The following is a 17,669-nucleotide window of genomic DNA, read 5'->3' on the forward strand; positions in this document are numbered from 1 at the left end:
GTATGGCCCGACCGGACGCTGCCGTCTCGCTCTCCGCGCTCGCGCGTATCGGCTTCTCCGAGCTGTCCGACGCCGCGGCGTCGTTGGCCGAGTTGGAGGCTCTGCTCGGCCGTCCGCGCGCGGGTCTGCTCGACGGCATGGAGGCGGCGGACCCGGACGCGGCCGTGCGGGGACTGCTGCGCGTGGCGCGCCGCGACCCGGAGGCGCTGCGCCCGATCCTGGACGATCCCGAGGCACGAGCAACGGTGTGGCGGGTCTTCGGTGCCTCCCTGGGGCTCGCCGAGTTCTTCCTTCGCCACCCCGCGCAACTCGCCGTGCTTCGCGGTCCGGTCACCGCGCCGGCGTCCGCCGAGGCGCTCCGTACCCGGCTCCTGGCGGCGGTGGATGCCGACGACGACGGCGTGGCGGCGACGGGGGAGGACGGCGCTGTCGTGGCGGTGCGCGTGGCGTACCGGCGGGAGCTCGCGGCGATCGCGGCGTTCGACCTCGCTCAGCATCAGCCCGAGGAGGCCGTGCCCGTCGTCGCCGCCGCGCTGGCGGACCTGGCCGGCGCCGCGCTGGAGGCCGCGCTGGCGGTGGCCAGGGCGCGACTGCGGTCGAGCGTGGGGCACGACGAACTCGCCGCGACGCGCCTCGCGATCATCGGCATGGGCAAGGCCGGCGCGCGCGAGCTGAACTACGTCAGCGACGTCGACGTCATCTTCGTCGCCGGCACCAGCGACGAAACGGTGGTGTCAGAGGCCCGGTCCATCGACATCGCGACGCGGCTCGCACGGGAGACGATGCGCGCCCTCAGCGAGATCGAGGTCGAGCCACCGCTGTGGGAGGTCGACGCGGCGCTGCGGCCCGAGGGCAAGCAGGGGGCGCTCGTGCGATCGCTCGCCTCGCACGCCGCGTACTACGATCGCTGGGCCAAGGGCTGGGAGTTCCAGGCACTGCTGAAGGCGCGGCCGATCGCCGGGGATCCCGTGCTGGGTGGCGAGTACATCGCCGCCGTGCAACCCCTCGTGTGGTCGAGCGCCGCGCGGGAGGAGTTCGTCGAGAACGTGCAGCGCATGCGCGAGCGGGTCATGGAGCACATCGACCCGGAGGACGCGCCGTACCAGCTCAAGCTCGGCGCCGGCGGGCTGCGCGACATCGAGTTCACAGTGCAGCTGCTGCAACTGGTGCACGGACTGACCGACGAGACGCTGCGTACTCGCGGCACCCTGGAGAGCCTGGACGCGCTCGTCGCCGGCGGGTACATCGGCCGTGCGGACGCGGCCACGTTCGCCGCGGACTACCGCGTACTGCGGCTGATGGAGCACCGTCTGCAGCTGCGGGAGCTCACGCGCACGCACCTGATGCCGCGCACCCCGGCCGGACTGCGGTTCCTGGCTCGTGCGACCGGACTGGCCGATACGGGCGACGGCATCTGGGCGCGCTGGGAGGCCGTGCGACGCGAGGTGCGCGAGATCCATACGCGCCTGTTCTACCGTCCGCTGCTGAGTGCCGTGGCCGGCCTGCCCGAGGAGGAGCGCACGCTCTCACTCGAGCAGGCACACGACCGGCTGGCGGCGATCGGCTTCCGTGACCCAGCCGGCGCCCTGCGCCACATCGGCGCGCTGACACGCGGTCTGAGCCGCAAGGCGACGATCCAGCGGCACCTGATGCCGATCATGGTGCGCTGGTTCGCCGACGGCAGCGACCCCGATTACGCGCTGCTGGCCTTCCGGCGCATCAGCGAGCGGCTGGGCGACACCTCATGGTTCCTGCGGATGCTGCGCGACTCGTCCGGCGCGGCGGAGAGCCTCACCCGGCTTTTGTCGTCGTCGCGGTACATCGGTGAGCTGCTGGAGTGGATTCCGGAGTCGGTCGCCTGGCTCGACAGCACCGAGCGGCTACGTCCCCGCGGAGGGGCGGCGCTCGATGAGGAGGCACGCGCGATCCAGACGCGCCATGAGACGGTCGCCGACGCCCTGCGCGCGGTCAGGGCCCTGCGTCGGCGCGAACTGCTGCGCACGGCGATGGGAGCCGTCCTCGACGTGCTCACGATCGAGGAGGTCGCCACGGCCCTCACCGACATCACCGCTGCGACCATCCAGGCCGGGCTGCGTGCGGTGATGCGCGAGGTCGTGCCGCCGGAGGATGCGGCGCTCGACTTCGCGGTCATCGCGATGGGCCGGTTCGGCGGGGGCGAGCTGGGCTTCGGCTCCGACGCGGACGTGCTCTACGTGTACGACGCGAACGGCGTCGAACCTCAGCGCGCGGAGACGCTCGCCACGAAGATCGTCTCGGGGCTGCGCGAGCACCTGACCGATCACCGGTTGCCGCTGGAGTTGGATGCGGGCCTGCGGCCGGAGGGACGCAACGGAGCGCTGGTGCGTTCCTTCGATGCGTACACCGCGTACTACCGGCGCTGGTCGCTGTCGTGGGAGGCGCAGGCGCTGCTGCGGGCGCAGGGTGTCGCGGGGAGTGCCAAGCTCATCGCCCGGTTCACGGAGCTCGCGGACTCGATCCGCTATCCGGAGACGGTCGACCTGCAGGGCCTTCGGGAGATCAAGCGCATCAAGGCGCGCGTGGAGGGGGAGCGGCTGCCTCAGGGCACGGACCCGCGGCGGCACCTCAAGCTCGGACCGGGAACGCTGAGCGACGTGGAGTGGCTCGTGCAGCTGCTGCAACTGCAGCATGCGGCTGCCGTGCCCGGGTTGCGTACGACGTCGACGCTGCAGGCGCTGGACGCGGCGGTGGCTGCCGGGCTCGTGGGGGAGGAGGACGCCGAGCGCCTGCGTGCCGCCTGGCTGCTGTCGAGTCGGCTCCGTTCGGCCATCACCCTCCTGACGGGCCAGACCAGCGACGTGCTTCCCGCCGATCGGCGACAGCTCGACGCGCTGGCCCGGCTGCTGGGCTACCCGAACCGGGCGGCGACCCAGCTGGAGGAGGACTACCTGGGTGTCACGCGGCGGGCGCGCCGCACCTTCGAGCACCTCTTCTACGGCTGACGTGTCAACCGAGTTGCAGGATCGGCTCCGGTCGCACAGGCTGAGCGCATGACGTCTTCCCGCATGGCAGTGATCTGGAACCCCACGAAGTCGGACAGGGGGGTTCTCGAGGAGGCTGTGCGGCTCGCGTTCGGCGACGACGCGGACCTGCGGTGGTGGGAAACGACGCCGGAGGACGCGGGTCGCGGCATGGCTGCCGAGGCGGTCGCGGAGGGTTGCGATCCGGTCATCGCGGTGGGCGGCGACGGCACGATCCGCGCGGTCGCGGAGGCTCTTGCGGAGACCGGCGTCGCGCTCGGCATCGTTCCGCAGGGCACCGGGAACCTGCTCGCGCGCAACCTCGGCATCCCGCTCGAGGGTGTGCTCCCGGCGCTCGAGCACGTCCGCGACAGCGAGCCCCGGAACATCGACCTGGGGTGGGTCGAGATCGATGGTGAGGAGCACGCGTTCTCGGTGATGGTCGGGTTCGGGGTCGACGCCCAGATGCTGGTGGAGACCAACGACGACCTCAAGGACCGCGCGGGCTGGCTCGCCTATGTCGAAGCGATGGGGCGGGCGCTCGCTGGCACGGAGATGACGGACATCACGCTGCAGCTGGACGACGGCGAGCCGCAGGAGCTGCGCGGGCACACGCTTCTCATCGGCAACTGCGGCATGCTGCAGGGCGGCATCCGGCTGCTTCCCGATGCCCTCGTCGACGACGGGCTGCTCGACATGCTGCTGATCAGCGCGGACGGACCGCTGCAGTGGCTCGACACCGTCCGCTCCGTCGTGTGGGACAACGGCATCCGCCGGATCCTCGGCAGCGTGGATCAGGCGGTGAGCACGGATTCGACGACGCACGTCTCGGCGGAGCGCATCGAGGTGCGCTTGGCCGCCCCGCAGATGTTCGAGATCGACGGCGAGGAGGTCGGCGAGATCTCCTCCTTCGCGGTGCGGGTGCAGGCGGGGGCGGTCACGGTCCGCTGATCAGGCGACCGTCACCGCGGGCGGCGTCCTCTTCCTGTCCTGGGTCGGGAAGACGACCTTCTGCACGATGATGATGATGCTCGCGGCGATCGGGATGGCGACCAGGGCGCCGAGGATCCCGCCGAGTGCACCGCCGGCGACGGCGGCGATCACCACGAGGGCCCCGGGCACCGCGACCGCGCGGCTCATGATGCGCGGCGAGAGGACGTACGCCTCGATCTGCATGTACACGAGGTAGTACACGACAGCGATGAGTGCGGTCGTCGGTGATTCGAAGAGGCAGATGAGCGAGATGATGATCGACGCCGACAGCGTGCCGACGAGCGGGATCATCGATCCGATGAACGCGATCAGCGCGAGCAGCGCGGGCACGGGAGCACCGATGATGCTGAGGAAGATCAGGCTCAGGATGCCGTTGGTCAGGGCCAGGCTCGCCTGGCCGATCACGTAGCGACCGACGGCGCTCGACACGTCCTCCAGCAGCTCGCTGAAGGTGTCGCGCTGGTACGCGGGCACGAAGCGTGCGGCGACGCGCTTCATGCTGCGCAGCGAGGCCATGAAGTACAGGGTGAGGATCAGGACGATCGTGACGCCGGTGATGCCGCCCGCGATGCCCGCGCCGACGGCGAACACTCCGCCGCCGATGTCGAAGAAGTTGTCCGGGTCCTGGACGAAGCCGAGTACGCCGTTGACCGCGTCGGTGATCGTGGAGCCGAACTGGGCACTCATGTCCTTGTACCAGTCGGTCTTCATGAAGTCCTCGATCATCTTCGGACCGTCTTTGATCAGGTTGGTGATCTGCTCGACCAGGATCGGGACGATGGCGAGGATGATGCCGGCGAACGCCAAGACGACGCCGGCGACGACGATCGCGACGGCCGCGGGCCGGGGGAGCTTGCGCTCGATGCTGGTGACGATGGGGTCGAGTCCGAGGGCGAGGAAGATCGCGACGCCGATGTAGACCAGGACGGTCGCGAGCTGGTTGACGATGCCGCCGATCGCGAGCGCGACCAGGACGCCCAGGGCGCCGAGCAGGCCGAACATGAAGGGGTTGGCTCTGGCACCGGCGACCACCGAGGTCGGGGAGCGGCGTTGCGCCGATACGGTCTGCGCCTCATTGGTCGCGATGATTCTCCTGCGGCGCATGGCCCCTCCCACTGTGCGTGCTCGCACTCGATCTTGCTCTACCCCGGGCGTTCACGCGTTCAGCGACACCCGGCGCTGTCCGGCGCTGGTCGACGGGTCTACTCGCCCGCGCCCTTGCCCTTGCCCTTCGCGCCGTTGCCCTTGTCGCCCTTGTCGCCCTTGCCTGCCTGGTCGGCCTCGGCGGGCTTGTCGCCCTTCGCCTGGTCAGCCTTGCCGGGCTTGTCGCCCGCGGGCGGGTCGGCCTTGGCGGGCTTGTCCTCTTTCCCCTGATCGCTCGGCTGCTGCTCGGTGCCAGCGGGCTCGACGGTCGTGGATTCGACAGGTGCGGGAGCGACGGCTGCCGGGACCTCGACGACGGCAGGAGGGGTGGTCTCGGTGGCTTGGGGGGTCGCCGACGACGAGGCACCGTGCAGCACGGCACCAGAGCTCGCCACCGCCTGCGGGCCCTGGCCGGACAGCGAGACGGCGACCGTGGTGACGGCGCCGATGGCGACGACCGCGGCGAAGAGGATGCTGTCGCGCCGTCGTGTTCGTCGCGGCGCGGCTCCGGGGCGAGTGGTGTTCCGCCGTCGCGCCTGGGCGCGGGTCAGCGGGCGCACCGGGACCTCGGGCGCGGGCAGCGGCGGCACGGGCGGGATGATCAGGGGGCGGGCGCTCGACGAGGCGGAAGCTCCGGCGGGCGATGGTGCGTCGGGAATCGGGAGCAGGCGTGTCGCCGCCGGCTGCCCCACGGCCAGCGGGACCGTCTCGTCTTCGCTCGCCGGTGTGGCGGCGGCGATGTCGCTCAGCCGCCGCAGCTCAACGGCCACCACGGCGGCGTGCGGGCGCTCGGCCGGGTCGATGCGCGTCATCGCGGTGAGCAGCCGCACCCAGTCGGGCCCGAGCGTGTCGGGGATCTCCGGGGACACGTGCAGACGGGCGAGCGCGGTCTCGACGCTCGCCGTGGGCGTGAAGCCCGGCTTCCCCGTCAGCGCCTCCAGCAGCACGAGGCCGAGCGCGTAGATGTCGACGGCCGGTCGCACCTCGCCGTTGCGCAGTTGCTCGGGTGCCATGTACGTGAGGGTGCCCAGCACGACCCCGGGTGCGGTCACCCGCGACGTGTCGATCATGCACGCGATGCCGAAGTCCGCCAGCTTCGCGGTCCAGCGGTCGCTGGCGGCCGCGGGCGGGGTGAGCAGCACGTTGGACGGCTTGACGTCGCGATGCACGATGCCCGCCGCGTGGGCGGCCTGGAGGGCGGAGGCGATGTCCGCTCCGATGATCGCGACTTCGTCGGCGGACACGGGAGAGCGCGAGAGGCGGCTGCTGAGGGTGGGACCGGGAACGAACTCCATCACGAGGTACATCGCGTGGCCCGGGTCGAGGCGGGCGTCGAGGAGCGTCACCAGATTGGGATGGTTGAGGGATGCGAGCAGAGCCTTCTCGGAGTGCGCGCGATCCGTGGAGGTCACGGCGTCGTCAGAGGTGCGGAAGATCTTCACCGCCACGGTGCGTTCCAGCGCGATGTCCTCGGCGCGGTACACGGTCGCCATGCCGCCGATTCCCACGGCGTCGCCCAGCCGGTAACGGCTGTCGAGCAGGGCCTCGGTCGGAGTCGCCTCTTGCGTCCACATGGTGCTGCCTCCCCGCCGCAGGGTCGGGTAAGCCCGGCGACGCTCTCACGCTAGAGCCCGGTGCGATTCCCGTCTGCGGGCTTGACTCCGGCGCGGCGACCTGCAAGAGGGCATCGCGCCGCACCCGGTACGTGAAAGCGCCCGCCAGGAATCCTGGCGGGCGCTTCGTCGGTGCGGGTCAGACCCCGAAGTACAGCTCGTACTCGAAGGGGTGCGGACGCTGGGCGATCGGGAGGATCTCGTTCTCGTACTTGTAGGAGATCCAGGTCTCGATGAGCTCTTCGGTGAACACGCCGCCCTCGAGGAGGAACTGGTGGTCGTTGCGGAGCGCCTCGAGCGAGTCGAGCAGCGAGTTCGGCACCTGCGGGATGCCCTTGGCCTCCTCGGGAGGCAGCTCGTAGAGGTCCTTGTCGACCGGCTCGTGCGGCTCGATGCGGTTCTTGATGCCGTCGAGGCCGGCCATCAGCTGCGCGGCGAAGGCGAGGTACGGGTTGCCGGAGGCGTCGGGAGCGCGGAACTCGATGCGCTTCGCCTTCGGGTTCGAACCCGTGATCGGGATGCGGATCGCGGCGGAGCGGTTACCTGCCGAGTAGACCAGGTTGACCGGGGCCTCGAAGCCCTTCACCAGGCGGTGGTAGCTGTTGAGCGTCGGGTTGGTGAACGCGAGCAGGGCCGGAGCGTGAGCCAGGATGCCGCCGATGTACCAGCGCGCGATGTCGCTGAGCTGGCCGTAGCCGGCCTCGTCGTAGAACAGCGGCTTGCCGTCGTTCCACAGCGACTGGTGCGTGTGCATCCCCGAGCCGTTGTCGCCGTACAGCGGCTTCGGCATGAAGGTGGCGACCTTGCCCCACTCGTTCGCCGTGTTCTTGACGATGTACTTGAACTTGAGGATGTCGTCCGCCGCGTGCACCATCGTGTCGAAGCGGTAGTTGATCTCCTGCTGGCCGGCCGTGCCGACCTCGTGGTGCGAGCGCTCCAGGATGAAGCCGGCGTCGATCAGCTTGAGGGTGATGTCGTCGCGCAGGTCGGCCGTCTTGTCGACCGGGCTGACGGGGAAGTAGCCGCCCTTGTACGGGGTCTTGTTGGCGAGGTTGCCGCCCTCCTCCTCGCGACCGGTGTTCCACGCGGCCTCCTCGGAGTCGACCTTGTAGAAGCTCTCGCCCGCGGTGACGGAGTAGCGCACGTCGTCGAAGATGTAGAACTCGGCCTCGGGAGCGAAGTACGCGGTGTCCGCGATCCCCGTCGAGGCGAGGTACTTCTCGGCCTTCTTTGCGACCTGACGCGGGTCCTTCGAGTAGATCTCGCCGGTGCGCGGGTTGTAGATGTCGAAGATCATCACGAGGGTGCTCGCCTCGCGGAACGGGTCGATGTACGCCGTCGTCACATCGGGGATGAGCTGCATGTCCGACTCGTGGATGCTGGCGAAGCCCCGGATCGAGGAGCCGTCGAACAGCTGTCCGTCGGTGAAGAAGGCCTCGTCGACCGTCGCCGCAGGGATGTTGAAGTGCTGCTGCACACCAGGGAGGTCGGTGAAACGGATGTCAAGGAACTTGACGTCGTTCTCCTTGATGTAGGCCAGTACCTCGGACGAATCTTTGAACATGTACGACTCCTGTGATGCGGATCGATGGCTTCGGGGCCACTCTGCACAGTACGGACGGGGGATTTCTCCACGGTATCCGCTTTGTTTCGAGCGTGTTACAGCGTGAGGCCGGAAAGGGCGGTTCTGCGGCCTCGGTAGGCTGGTGTGGTGACGGATGCGGTGAACAGGTACCCCGGTGAACGACTCGGACTCCCGGAGTCGGGAACGGGCAGCATCGCCCGTCCCGGTCGCCGTATCGGCGCCCTCGTGATCGACTACGCGGCAGCGACCATCATCGCCACCGGCTTCCTCGGGTTCAACCAGTTCGCGCTGCCCTCTGAGGCGGGGTTGACGCAGTTCGCCCCGCTGCTGGTCTTCGCGATCCTCCAGATCCTGTTCATCCCGACCGCGGGCGGGAGCCCGGGCCACCGCATCCTCGGGATGCGGCTCGTTCGTCTCGACGGCGCGTGGGTGGGACTGTGGCGCCCCGTCGTCCGCACGCTGCTCCTGCTCCTCGTGATCCCCGCCGTGGTGTGGGATCCCGATCAGCGCGGCCTGCACGACAAGGCGGTCGGCACGGTCCTCATCCGCGCCTGAGCCGTACGCGCGCGCTCAGAGCCGTCCGCGGTTGCGGCGGCGTGCCTCTCGCGGCGCCCTGCCGCCGAGGAACGACCGTGCCGGATCCACGACGTAGCCCTGACGCAGCGCCTCTCGGCCGATCAGCATGCGGAAACCCATCTCGTCGCGGTTGCTCAGGGTGACTTCGGCCAGCACCTCCCGGTCGACGAGGCGGATGATCAGCTGCACGACGAGGCGCTCCTGCGCGTGACCGGAAGAGCTCCGCACCGCGCGGCGATCGTGCACGGGGCACTCGACCACGACCGCGTCGTCCTGGCTGTCCTGCCACGGCTTCACCCGGAACCGGACCCACGCTTCGCCGTCGCGCTCGAACTCGTGCACGTCGAAGGCGTGGAGCGACGATGTGCGGGCGCCGGTGTCGATCTTGGCTTTGATCCAGTCGACGCCGAGATCGGGCAGGGTCACCCACTCTCGCCACCCGGTAAGGGTGTTTGAATGGGTAGACCTACTCACCTGATACATCCTGGCAGGTATTCCTCCGTGAAGATCGCAGTGCTGTCCCGTGCGCCGCAGGCGTACTCCACTCAACGCCTCCGCGCCGCTGCACTGCAGCGGGGGCACAACGTCAAAGTGCTGAACACCCTCCGCTTCGCGATCGATCTCACGTCCGACGAACCCGACCTGCACTACCGGGGGCGCCAGCTCAGCGACTACGACGCGATCCTCCCGCGCATCGGCAACTCGATCACATACTTCGGCACGGCCGTCGTGCGTCAGTTCGAGCAGATGGACGTGTACACGCCGAACACGGCCAACGGCATCTCGAGTGCTCGCGACAAGCTGCGCGCCAACCAGATCCTCTCCAGGCACAACATCGCGATGCCGCCCACGGCGTTCGTGCGCAACCGTGCCGACGTGCGGCCGGCGATCGAGCGCGTCGGCGGTGCGCCCGTCGTGATCAAGCTGCTCGAGGGTACGCAGGGGATCGGGGTCATCCTCGCTCCGCAGGTGAAGGTCGCCGAGGCGATCATCGAGACGCTGCACTCGACCAAGCAGAACGTGCTCATCCAGAAGTTCATCGCGGAGAGCCGGGGGAGGGACATCCGTGCCCTCGTCGTCGGTGATCGCGTGGTCGCGGCGATGCGGCGTTCGGCTGCGGGTGACGAGTTCCGCTCCAACGTGCACCGCGGCGGCTCGGTGGAAGCCATCGAGCTCGATCCGGTGTACGAGCGGGCAGCCGTCCGGTCGGCGCAGATCATGGGGCTCCGGGTGGCGGGCGTCGACATGCTCGAGGGCGACGAGGGTCCGCTGGTGATGGAGGTCAACTCCTCCCCGGGGCTGCAGGGCATCGAGACCGCCACGAAGCTCGACGTCGCGGGTGCCATCATCGACTACATCGCCGGTCAGGTCGCCTTCCCTGAGATCGACGTGCGGCAGCGCCTCACGGTGTCCACAGGCTACGGCGTGGCGGAGCTGATGGTGCACGGCGCAGCCGACCTGGTGGGCAAGACGCTGGGCGAAGCAGGACTGTGGGAGCGCGATATCACCGTGCTCACGCTGCACCGCGGTGTGAGCGTGATCCCGAATCCGCGCAAGCATGTCGTGCTGGAGGCGGACGATCGCCTGTTCTGCTTCGGCAAGCTGGAGGAGATGCGCTCGATGATCCCCGAGCGTCGTCGGCGCCGCGCGAAGGTGAGGCGCCTGCCCAAGCAGCCGCTGTCGGAGTGACGACGCGCGGCCGCTCTCCGAGGAGGACGGCCGCGCGGTGGTCGTGCGGTGCGGAGATCAGCGCGGACGCTGCGGGCGCACCTTGGTGGGGTCGATCCCCTTCGGGATCGGCAACGACGAGAGCGACTGCGACACGGAGTCCACGCGGCGGATCACGGCGGCCATGGTGGCCTTGTCGATCGCCTTCGGGAGCTTCTTGATGGTCTTCGCGAGGTCGGCGATCGGCACCTCGTCTTCGCCGTGGCCGACGTAGAGAACGGTGACCGGGACGCCGTGCGCGACGCGCTGCGCCTTGCTGCGCTCTTCGTTCACCAGTCGCGTGAGCCGGCCGCGGGCGCCTTCGCCGACGACGACGATGCCACCCCGGCCGATCGTGCGGTACACCGCTTCCTGGGTCTTCGGGTTGATGCCGACCGGGGTCTCGGAGGCCTGCCAGCGCCGACCGAGGCTCGTGCTCAGGACGTGGCCGGTCGCCCCCGGCATGCCGTCGATCTTGGCGTACATCGCCGAGGTGGAGAGGCGGGTCATCAGGAACAGCGAGCCGAGCACGCCGACCATGAGACCGGTGATGCCCCACAGCACGAGGGTCCAGACCTGGAACGGCGGGATGAGGTAGCCCGCGACGAGTCCGAGCAGGACGCCGCCGATGAGGATGGCCGCCTGAGCCCAGGGGAGCCACGGATAGGCCTCGCGCGTGAACCGGAAGAGGGACTTGATCTGGGAGAAGAACCCAGGACGCTTCTCGGGTTCGGGAGCACGCTTTGCCATGGCATCCAGCCTACCGAGTCCCGAGGGGTGACGATGCCGTCGTTCGCGCGGAGCGGAGCGGTGGAAGGACTGGCCCTGCACAGTCCTCGAGGGTCGGGAAAGCTATCCGCACGCGCGCCGATCCGTCCCGCAGCCCGGGTCCGTTCGCTGGGATGGACGCATGACCGACGCCGTGACGACCGAGAAACCAGAACCCGCAGTGCTCGCAAGGGCGCATCGCTCACTGCGGGTGCTGTCCGATGCCGACGGGCCGTTCGCGGGAACACTCGCGACGTCCGGCGACTCCGTCGTCGTGCGCTGCCCGAGCGAGGCGTTGGCGGGATGGGCAGGGTGGCGGTTGGCGGGTGCGCAGCACGTCGCCGGTCCGCTCGACGTCGTGCGCCGCGTCGACGGTCACGACGTTCTACTGCCCTGGTGCACGGACCGGCTCCAGGCGTTCGTCGACCGGCGGCGTGGCGACGGGCGACCGCTCTCGGCGGGAGAGGTGTGCACCGTGGTGGTGAGCGTGCTGCGCGGGATGGGCGAGCTCGCGGCTCGCGGCGGCGCAACCAGCGGCATGTGGTGGCTCACCGACGACGGTCGGCCGATGTTCGTCGTCGGCGAGGGGGAGTCGTGCGGGTCCGCGGCTGTGGGCATCGTGGAGGCACTGGGCGAAGCCGAGACCGACCGGACGGTGAAGCGCCTTCTCGACCGCGTGGGTCACGGCCTGCGCGAGCGCCTGCACGCCCCCGGGTTCCCGTCGCGCCTGCTGGAGGAGTGGGAGCGGGAGCTGCTGACGATCGCCGCTCCGCGCGCCCTGGAGAGGGTCGATCCGGAACCGGCGCCGGTGCTGGCGCGTGACCTCGCCAGGGCGGTGGCGGCGAACGCGTCGGACGTGCGGCCCACGCGGCGAAGCCTCGCGATCCAGAAGTCCCGCCGACGCGAGGTGGAGTCCGTGCCGGCGAGGCTGGGCGCGATGGTTCTGGGCGTCCGTGACAGCATCGGCTCTCGCGTCTCCCGGGTGCGCGCCGCCGTGGGGGTGCGCGGACCGGGAACACGAGACCGCAGCGCCCGGATGGGCGGGCGACGAGCACCGCGACGACGAGTGGCGCTGATCGCCGGCGCCGGGGCCGCGGTGGTGCTCGTCGGCGGGCTGATGTGGCCAGGTGAGGACGGAGGTGGCGCACGCGGAGCCACCAGCGATCGGCACGCACAGCCCGCCGAAGAGGGCCCCGTGGTGGAGCAGCGCCCCACGTCCGACCCCGGGAGCTCGCGAACGCCGGGCGCGAGCGCCGCCCCGATGTCCGGCGATCCTGTGGCCGCGGTCCCGTCGCTCCTGGCCGCCATCGAGACGTGTCGTGACGATGCGGACGCCGAGTGCCCATCGGCGATCGCACCGGGGTCCGTGGGAGTCGCGGAAAAGCTCAGCGCGCTCGAAGGAGCGGAGCACAGCGTCGAGCTGGTCGACGAATACGGCGACGTCGCGGTCACGAGCGTCACTCCGTCGGGAGCCTCGACTCCCGAGGCCCCGCACGTGATGGTCGTGGTGGAGCGCAGAGACGAGAAATGGCTGGTCCGCGACGTCTACGACGTCGCGGACCAGCCAGAATGATCGCTCTGTTGTCAGACGCCCAACTGCGGGGCGAACTGCGCCGCCTCGAGGCGAGCCTTCACGGCGCCCAGGAAGCGCGCGGCGTCGGCACCGTCGATGATGCGGTGGTCGTAGGAGAGCGCGAGGTACACGTACGAGCGGACCGCGATCGCCTCGCTGCCGCCGACCTTCACGATGCCGGGACGCTTGACGACCGTGCCCGTGCCCAGGATCGCAGACTGCGGCAGGAAGACGACGGGCGTGTCGAACAGCGCGCCACGCGACCCGGTGTTGGTCAGCGTGAACGTTCCGCCGGCGAGCTCGTCCGGCTTCAGCTTGTTGTCGCGCGTGCGGGCCGCGAGGTCAGCGATCTCGTGGGCGATCTGGGCGATGTTCTTCGACGCGGCGTCGCGCAGCACGGGCGTGAGGAGTCCACGCTCCGTGTCGACAGCGATCGAGACGTTCTCGGTGGCCGGGTAGACGATCTGCTCGCCGTCGACCGTCGCGTTGACGATCGGGAAGGCCTGCAGCGCCTCGGCGGCTGCCAGAGCGAAGAACGGCAGGAACGAGAGCTTGTCGCCGGTCTTCTCGAGGAACGACGCCTTCACGGTGTCGCGGTACTCGGCCAGGGCCGTGACGTCGACCTCCACGACCGTCGTGAGCTGCGCGGTCTGCTGCATGGACTCGACCGCACGCTTGGCGAGGACCTTGCGCAGACGCGACATGGGCTGCGTCGTACCCCGGAGCGGCGAGACCTCGAGCGGTGCGGGAGCCGGAGCCGCGGCTGTCGCGGCGGGGGCCTGGGACGCAGACTCGGCGGCCTTCAGCACGTCCTCCTTGCGGATGCGACCGCCCACACCGGTGCCGGTGACCGACGCGAGATCCACACCCTGCTGTGCCGCAAGACGGCGCACCAGCGGGGTGACGTACAGGTTGTCGTTCTCCGTCGGCAGCGAGAGCTTGGGAGCCGGTGCCTCGGGGGCAGCCGGCGCCGGTGCTGCCGGTGCCGGGGCAGCGGGTGCCTCGGTCGAGGGCGCCTGAGGCGCAGCGGGTGCCGCCGGAGCAGGCTGCGCGGGAGCGGCAGGCGGCTCCGGGGCTGCCTGCGGAGCAGCGGGTGCCTCGGCGGCAGGAGCGGGCTGGGCGGCCGGAGCCGCGCCAGAACCGACGCGAGCCAGCACAGCGCCGACCGCGACGGTCTCATCTTCCGCGGCGACGATTTCCTGGAGCACACCGGCGACCGGAGAGGGGATCTCCGTGTCGACCTTGTCCGTCGAGATCTCGAGAAGAGCCTCATCGACGTCGACCGTGTCGCCCACCCGCTTCAGCCAGCGGGTGACCGTTCCCTCGGTGACGCTCTCACCGAGCTCCGGGAGCACGATGTCGGTGGCATCGCCGGACGGCGCGGCTTCCGCTGCGGGAGCCTCGGCCGCGGGAGCGGGAGCCTCGGCGGGTGCCGGAGCCTCCGCCGCCGGAGCGGGCGCCTCGGCCGCGGGAGCAGCCTCCGCCTCCGGAGCGGCCGCGGCGGGCGCATCGCCCGCGGGAGCCGCGCTGCTGCCGTCGCCGATGCGAGCGAGCAGGGCACCGACCTCGACCGTCTCGTCCTCGGCCACGAGGATCTCCTCGATCACGCCGGTGACCGGGGAGGGGATCTCGGTGTCGACCTTGTCGGTCGAGATCTCGAGCAGGCCCTCGTCCGCCTGGACGGTGTCTCCCACCTGCTTGAGCCAGCGGGTGACCGTACCCTCTGTGACGCTCTCACCGAGAGCGGGGAGGACCACGGATGTGCTCATGACTGAGTCTCCTTCAGAAGTTGTATGACGCTTGTCTAGCTTAGTGACTCGGGCACCGGTTGGTGCTCAGAGGGCGTGCAGGGGCTTTCCGGCCAGAGCGAGGAATGCCTCGCCCAGCGCCTCGCTCTGCGTGGGGTGTGCGTGGATGAGCGGAGCGATGTCTTCGGGGTGCGCTTCCCAGGCGACCGCGAGCTGTCCCTCGGTGATGAGCTCGCCGACGCGGTCTCCGATCAGGTGGACGCCCAGAACCGGGCCGTCTTTCTGCCGAACGACCTTGACGAGTCCTCCCGTGCCGATGATCTCGCTCTTGCCGTTGCCGGCGAGGTTGTACTCATAGGTGGTCACCGCGTCTGCGCCGTGCTCCGCCACCGCAGCTTCCTCGGTCAGCCCGACGGAGGCGACCTCCGGGCTCGAATAGGTGACCTTGGGGATCTGCGCGTCGGGGATGATCGCGGGGGACAGCCCGGCAATGCGCTCCGCAACGGCGATGCCCTGCTGGAACCCGCGGTGGGCGAGCTGCAGGCCGGGGACGATGTCGCCCACCGCCCAGACCCCGGGAGCTCCGGTGCGCAGCTCCTTGTCGACGGTGACGAATCCGCGATCGAGGACGACGCCCGCCTCCTCGAAGCCGAGGTCGGCGGTGGCGGGACCGCGGCCCACCGCCACGAGCAGATAGTCCGCGGTGAACTCCGAGCCGTCCTCGAGCGTCACGGTGACGGACGTGTCGTCCTGCGTTGCGCGCTGGAACCGGACTCCCAGCGAGTACTGGATGCCGCGGCGACGGAACGCGCGTTCGAGCCCCTTGCTCATGGCGATGTCCTCGTTGGGGACCAGGTGCGGCAAGGCCTCGACGATCGTCACCTCGACACCGAAGGAGCGCCACACGCTCGCGAACTCCACGCCGATCACGCCACCGCCCAGCACGATCACGCGCTCGGGGATGACGTCCAGGGCGAGTGCCTGGTCGCTGGTCAGGATGCGGCCGCCGATCTCCAGCCCCGGCAGCGTGCGGCTGTAGGAACCGGTGGCGAGCACCACGTCGGACCCGACGTAGACGTCGTCGCCGACGCTGACGCTGCGATCCGCGTTGAGCCGCCCCTCGCCCGCCACGGTGGTGATGCCGCGCGCCTTGACGAGTCCCTCGAGCCCCTTGTACTTCTTTGCCACGATGCCCTCGCGATACGCCCGCACGCCCTCGGCGTCGATGCCGCTGAGAGAAGCCGTGACCCCCACCGAAGCCGCGTCACGCACGTGGTCGGCAACCTCCGCCGCGTGCAGCAGCGCCTTGGTCGGGATGCATCCCCGGTGCAGACACGTGCCACCGACCTTGTCCTTCTCGATCAGCGCGACGGACTTGCCGAGCTCGCTGGCTCGAAGCGCGGCCGCATAGCCGCCGCTGCCCCCGCCGAGCACGATGATGTCGAAGGTGTGGGTTGTCATGTGTCATGCCTCCGTGTGGGATGCTGCTTCGGCGAAGGCGACGATCGATCGGACCATCGCCCCCGTTGGGCCCTTCTCCGTGAAGCCGTAGGGCGCGCCGGCGTGTTCGCCGGAGCCCGCGATGTCCAGATGCACCCAGGGGATGCGGGCAGCATCCTCGGCGTCCGTCACTCGTCCGACGAAGCGGCGCAGGAACAGGCCGGCGAACGACGCGCCACCCATCCGGTCGCCCATGTTCGCGTTCTGAAGGTCGGCGATCGGGGACTCGAGCGACTCTTCCATGTACGAGGGCAGAGGCATGTGCCATGCCGGCTCGCCGACGCGAGCCGCGGCGGCGAGGAACTCCGCCACCGTGCTGTCGTCGCCGAACACGCCCGTGTGACGGTGGCCGAGAGCGGCGACGATGGCGCCGGTCAGGGTCGCCACGTCGAGGATGACGTCCGGGTGCTCACGGCTTGCGGCGACCAGGCCGTCCGCGAGGACAAGGCGGCCCTCGGCGTCGGTGTTCTGGACCTCGACCGTCGTACCGTCGAGGATGCGGATGACATCGCCCGGGCGGAGTGCGCGACCGGACGGCATGTTGTCGGTGATGCACAGCCATGCGGTCACCCGCACCGAAAGGCCGAGGCTGGCGATTGCGCGCAGGGCGGCGAGTGAGGTCGCGGCCCCGGCCATGTCGAACTTCATGCCCACCATCGATGCGGCCGGCTTGAGCGACAGGCCACCGGTGTCGAACGTGATGCCCTTGCCGACCAGGGCGATGTGACGCGTGGCATCGGCTGGCGCGTACTCGAGGCGCACCAGACGCGGCGGGCGATCCGAGCCCTGGCCGACACCGAGGATGCCGCCGAAGCCCTGCTCGGCCAGCGCCTTCTCGTCGAGGATGTCGACGGCCACGTCGAGGCCGACAACGCTCTGCGCCGCGCTCTCGGCGAGCTGTGCGGGGCTCTGCCACTCCGCCGGAACGGTCACGAGGTCTTTGATCAGCGCCACCGCCTCGCCGATGGTCTGCGCGCGCGCGACGGTCTCGTCGTCGAGTTCGGCATGGACGGTCACCTTCTCGGCGCGGGGCTTGCCCTTCTCGGTGCGATACCCCTCGAAGCGATAACCGCCCAGCACGGCGCCCTCGGCGGCGGCGGAGGCGTGCGACTCCAGTCCGGCCGCAAGTCCGAGGGCCACGTGCGTGAATCCGGTGAGGGAGCGCAGTGCCGCGCCGGCGGCGTTGCGCACGGCCGTGTCGTCGATCTCGCGTCCCGCCCCGATCACCGCGAACGGCAGGGTGGTCACGTCGGGGGCGTAGACGCGCGCGAACGAGCCGGCTGCGCCGGTGAAGCCGATGCCCGCGAGGACGTCGGCGAGGCCGGGGTAGTCCGTCAGGGACTCGGCCGAATCCGAGAGATCGGGGACGACGAGCACTGCGGCATCGGCAGCGCTTCCAGGGAACTGATCAGTGGTGTGCGAGAGCACGGGAAGCGTCATGCCTTCCATCCTATGAGCACCGTT

General features: G+C 69.9%; 13 protein-coding genes. 5 read left to right on the top strand and 8 right to left on the bottom strand.

Features of this window, described 5'->3' with window-relative positions; translation table 11 throughout:
* The first annotated feature begins 2 nt into the window (after positions 1-2).
* Together KE274_RS11760 and KE274_RS11765 are read left to right on the top strand one after the other, a co-directional pair.
* Positions 3-2,981, top strand: coding sequence for a bifunctional [glutamine synthetase] adenylyltransferase/[glutamine synthetase]-adenylyl-L-tyrosine phosphorylase (locus KE274_RS11760; protein ID WP_211543976.1), 2,979 nt, complete (start codon positions 3-5; stop codon positions 2,979-2,981).
* 48 nt (positions 2,982-3,029) lie between these two features.
* Positions 3,030-3,950: a diacylglycerol/lipid kinase family protein gene (locus KE274_RS11765; RefSeq protein WP_211543978.1), complete on the top strand. Its 921-nt coding sequence runs from the start codon at positions 3,030-3,032 to the stop codon at positions 3,948-3,950.
* On the opposite strand, the gene KE274_RS11770 is transcribed toward KE274_RS11765, so the two are convergent.
* The 3 genes from KE274_RS11770 to glnA form a co-directional block, all read right to left on the bottom strand.
* Positions 3,951-5,096: an AI-2E family transporter gene (locus KE274_RS11770; protein ID WP_211543980.1), complete on the bottom strand. Its 1,146-nt coding sequence runs from the start codon at positions 5,094-5,096 to the stop codon at positions 3,951-3,953. It abuts the gene before it with no gap.
* 98 nt (positions 5,097-5,194) lie between these two features.
* A complete protein-coding gene (locus tag KE274_RS11775; RefSeq protein WP_211543982.1) occupies positions 5,195-6,709 on the bottom strand; it encodes a serine/threonine-protein kinase in 1,515 nt (504 codons plus the stop codon).
* A gap of 178 nt (positions 6,710-6,887) precedes the next feature.
* Positions 6,888-8,312: a type I glutamate--ammonia ligase gene (gene glnA, locus KE274_RS11780; protein WP_211543984.1), complete on the bottom strand. Its 1,425-nt coding sequence runs from the start codon at positions 8,310-8,312 to the stop codon at positions 6,888-6,890.
* Positions 8,313-8,459: 147 nt separating this feature from the next.
* Between glnA and KE274_RS11785 the strand changes: the two genes are divergently transcribed.
* Entirely contained in the window at positions 8,460-8,888 is a 429-nt protein-coding gene (locus tag KE274_RS11785) for an RDD family protein (RefSeq protein ID WP_439957714.1), read from the top strand.
* A 15-nt stretch (positions 8,889-8,903) separates the two neighbouring features.
* Here the strand turns inward: KE274_RS11785 and KE274_RS11790 are convergent, their stop codons facing one another.
* Positions 8,904-9,392, bottom strand: a complete 489-nt coding sequence (locus KE274_RS11790; protein ID WP_211543987.1) for an ATP-dependent zinc protease family protein — start codon at positions 9,390-9,392, stop codon at positions 8,904-8,906.
* A gap of 18 nt (positions 9,393-9,410) precedes the next feature.
* Here KE274_RS11790 and KE274_RS11795 point away from each other — a divergent pair, with 18 nt between their 5' ends.
* On the top strand, positions 9,411-10,598 hold the full coding sequence (locus KE274_RS11795) for a RimK family alpha-L-glutamate ligase (RefSeq protein ID WP_211543989.1): 1,188 nt from the start codon (positions 9,411-9,413) through the stop codon (positions 10,596-10,598).
* A 57-nt stretch (positions 10,599-10,655) separates the two neighbouring features.
* Here the strand turns inward: KE274_RS11795 and KE274_RS11800 are convergent, their stop codons facing one another.
* The gene (locus tag KE274_RS11800; RefSeq protein WP_211543990.1) at positions 10,656-11,366 is read right to left on the bottom strand and encodes a DUF4191 domain-containing protein; all 711 of its coding nucleotides are present in this window, start codon (positions 11,364-11,366) and stop codon (positions 10,656-10,658) included.
* Positions 11,367-11,526: 160 nt separating this feature from the next.
* On the opposite strand from KE274_RS11800, the gene KE274_RS11805 reads away from it, so the two are divergent.
* Complete coding sequence (locus tag KE274_RS11805) at positions 11,527-12,957, top strand: hypothetical protein (protein ID WP_211545002.1); 1,431 nt, start codon at positions 11,527-11,529, stop codon at positions 12,955-12,957.
* Positions 12,958-12,968: 11 nt separating this feature from the next.
* Here KE274_RS11805 and sucB read toward each other — a convergent pair whose 3' ends face one another.
* The 3 genes from sucB to KE274_RS11820 all read right to left on the bottom strand — a co-directional run bounded on the left by sucB (position 12,969) and on the right by KE274_RS11820 (position 17,645).
* A complete protein-coding gene (sucB, locus tag KE274_RS11810) occupies positions 12,969-14,726 on the bottom strand; it encodes a 2-oxoglutarate dehydrogenase, E2 component, dihydrolipoamide succinyltransferase (RefSeq protein ID WP_211543992.1) in 1,758 nt (585 codons plus the stop codon).
* 66 nt (positions 14,727-14,792) lie between these two features.
* Complete coding sequence (gene lpdA / locus KE274_RS11815; protein ID WP_211543994.1) at positions 14,793-16,166, bottom strand: dihydrolipoyl dehydrogenase; 1,374 nt, start codon at positions 16,164-16,166, stop codon at positions 14,793-14,795.
* Between the two features lie 3 nt (positions 16,167-16,169).
* Positions 16,170-17,645 carry a leucyl aminopeptidase gene (locus tag KE274_RS11820; protein WP_211543996.1) on the bottom strand — a complete coding sequence of 492 codons (1,476 nt, stop codon included), beginning with the start codon at positions 17,643-17,645 and terminating at the stop codon, positions 16,170-16,172.
* Positions 17,646-17,669 lie beyond the last annotated feature (24 nt).

The sequence above is a fragment of the Microbacterium paraoxydans genome (assembly GCF_018224615.1).
In the GTDB taxonomy this organism is placed as follows: domain Bacteria; phylum Actinomycetota; class Actinomycetes; order Actinomycetales; family Microbacteriaceae; genus Microbacterium; species Microbacterium paraoxydans_B.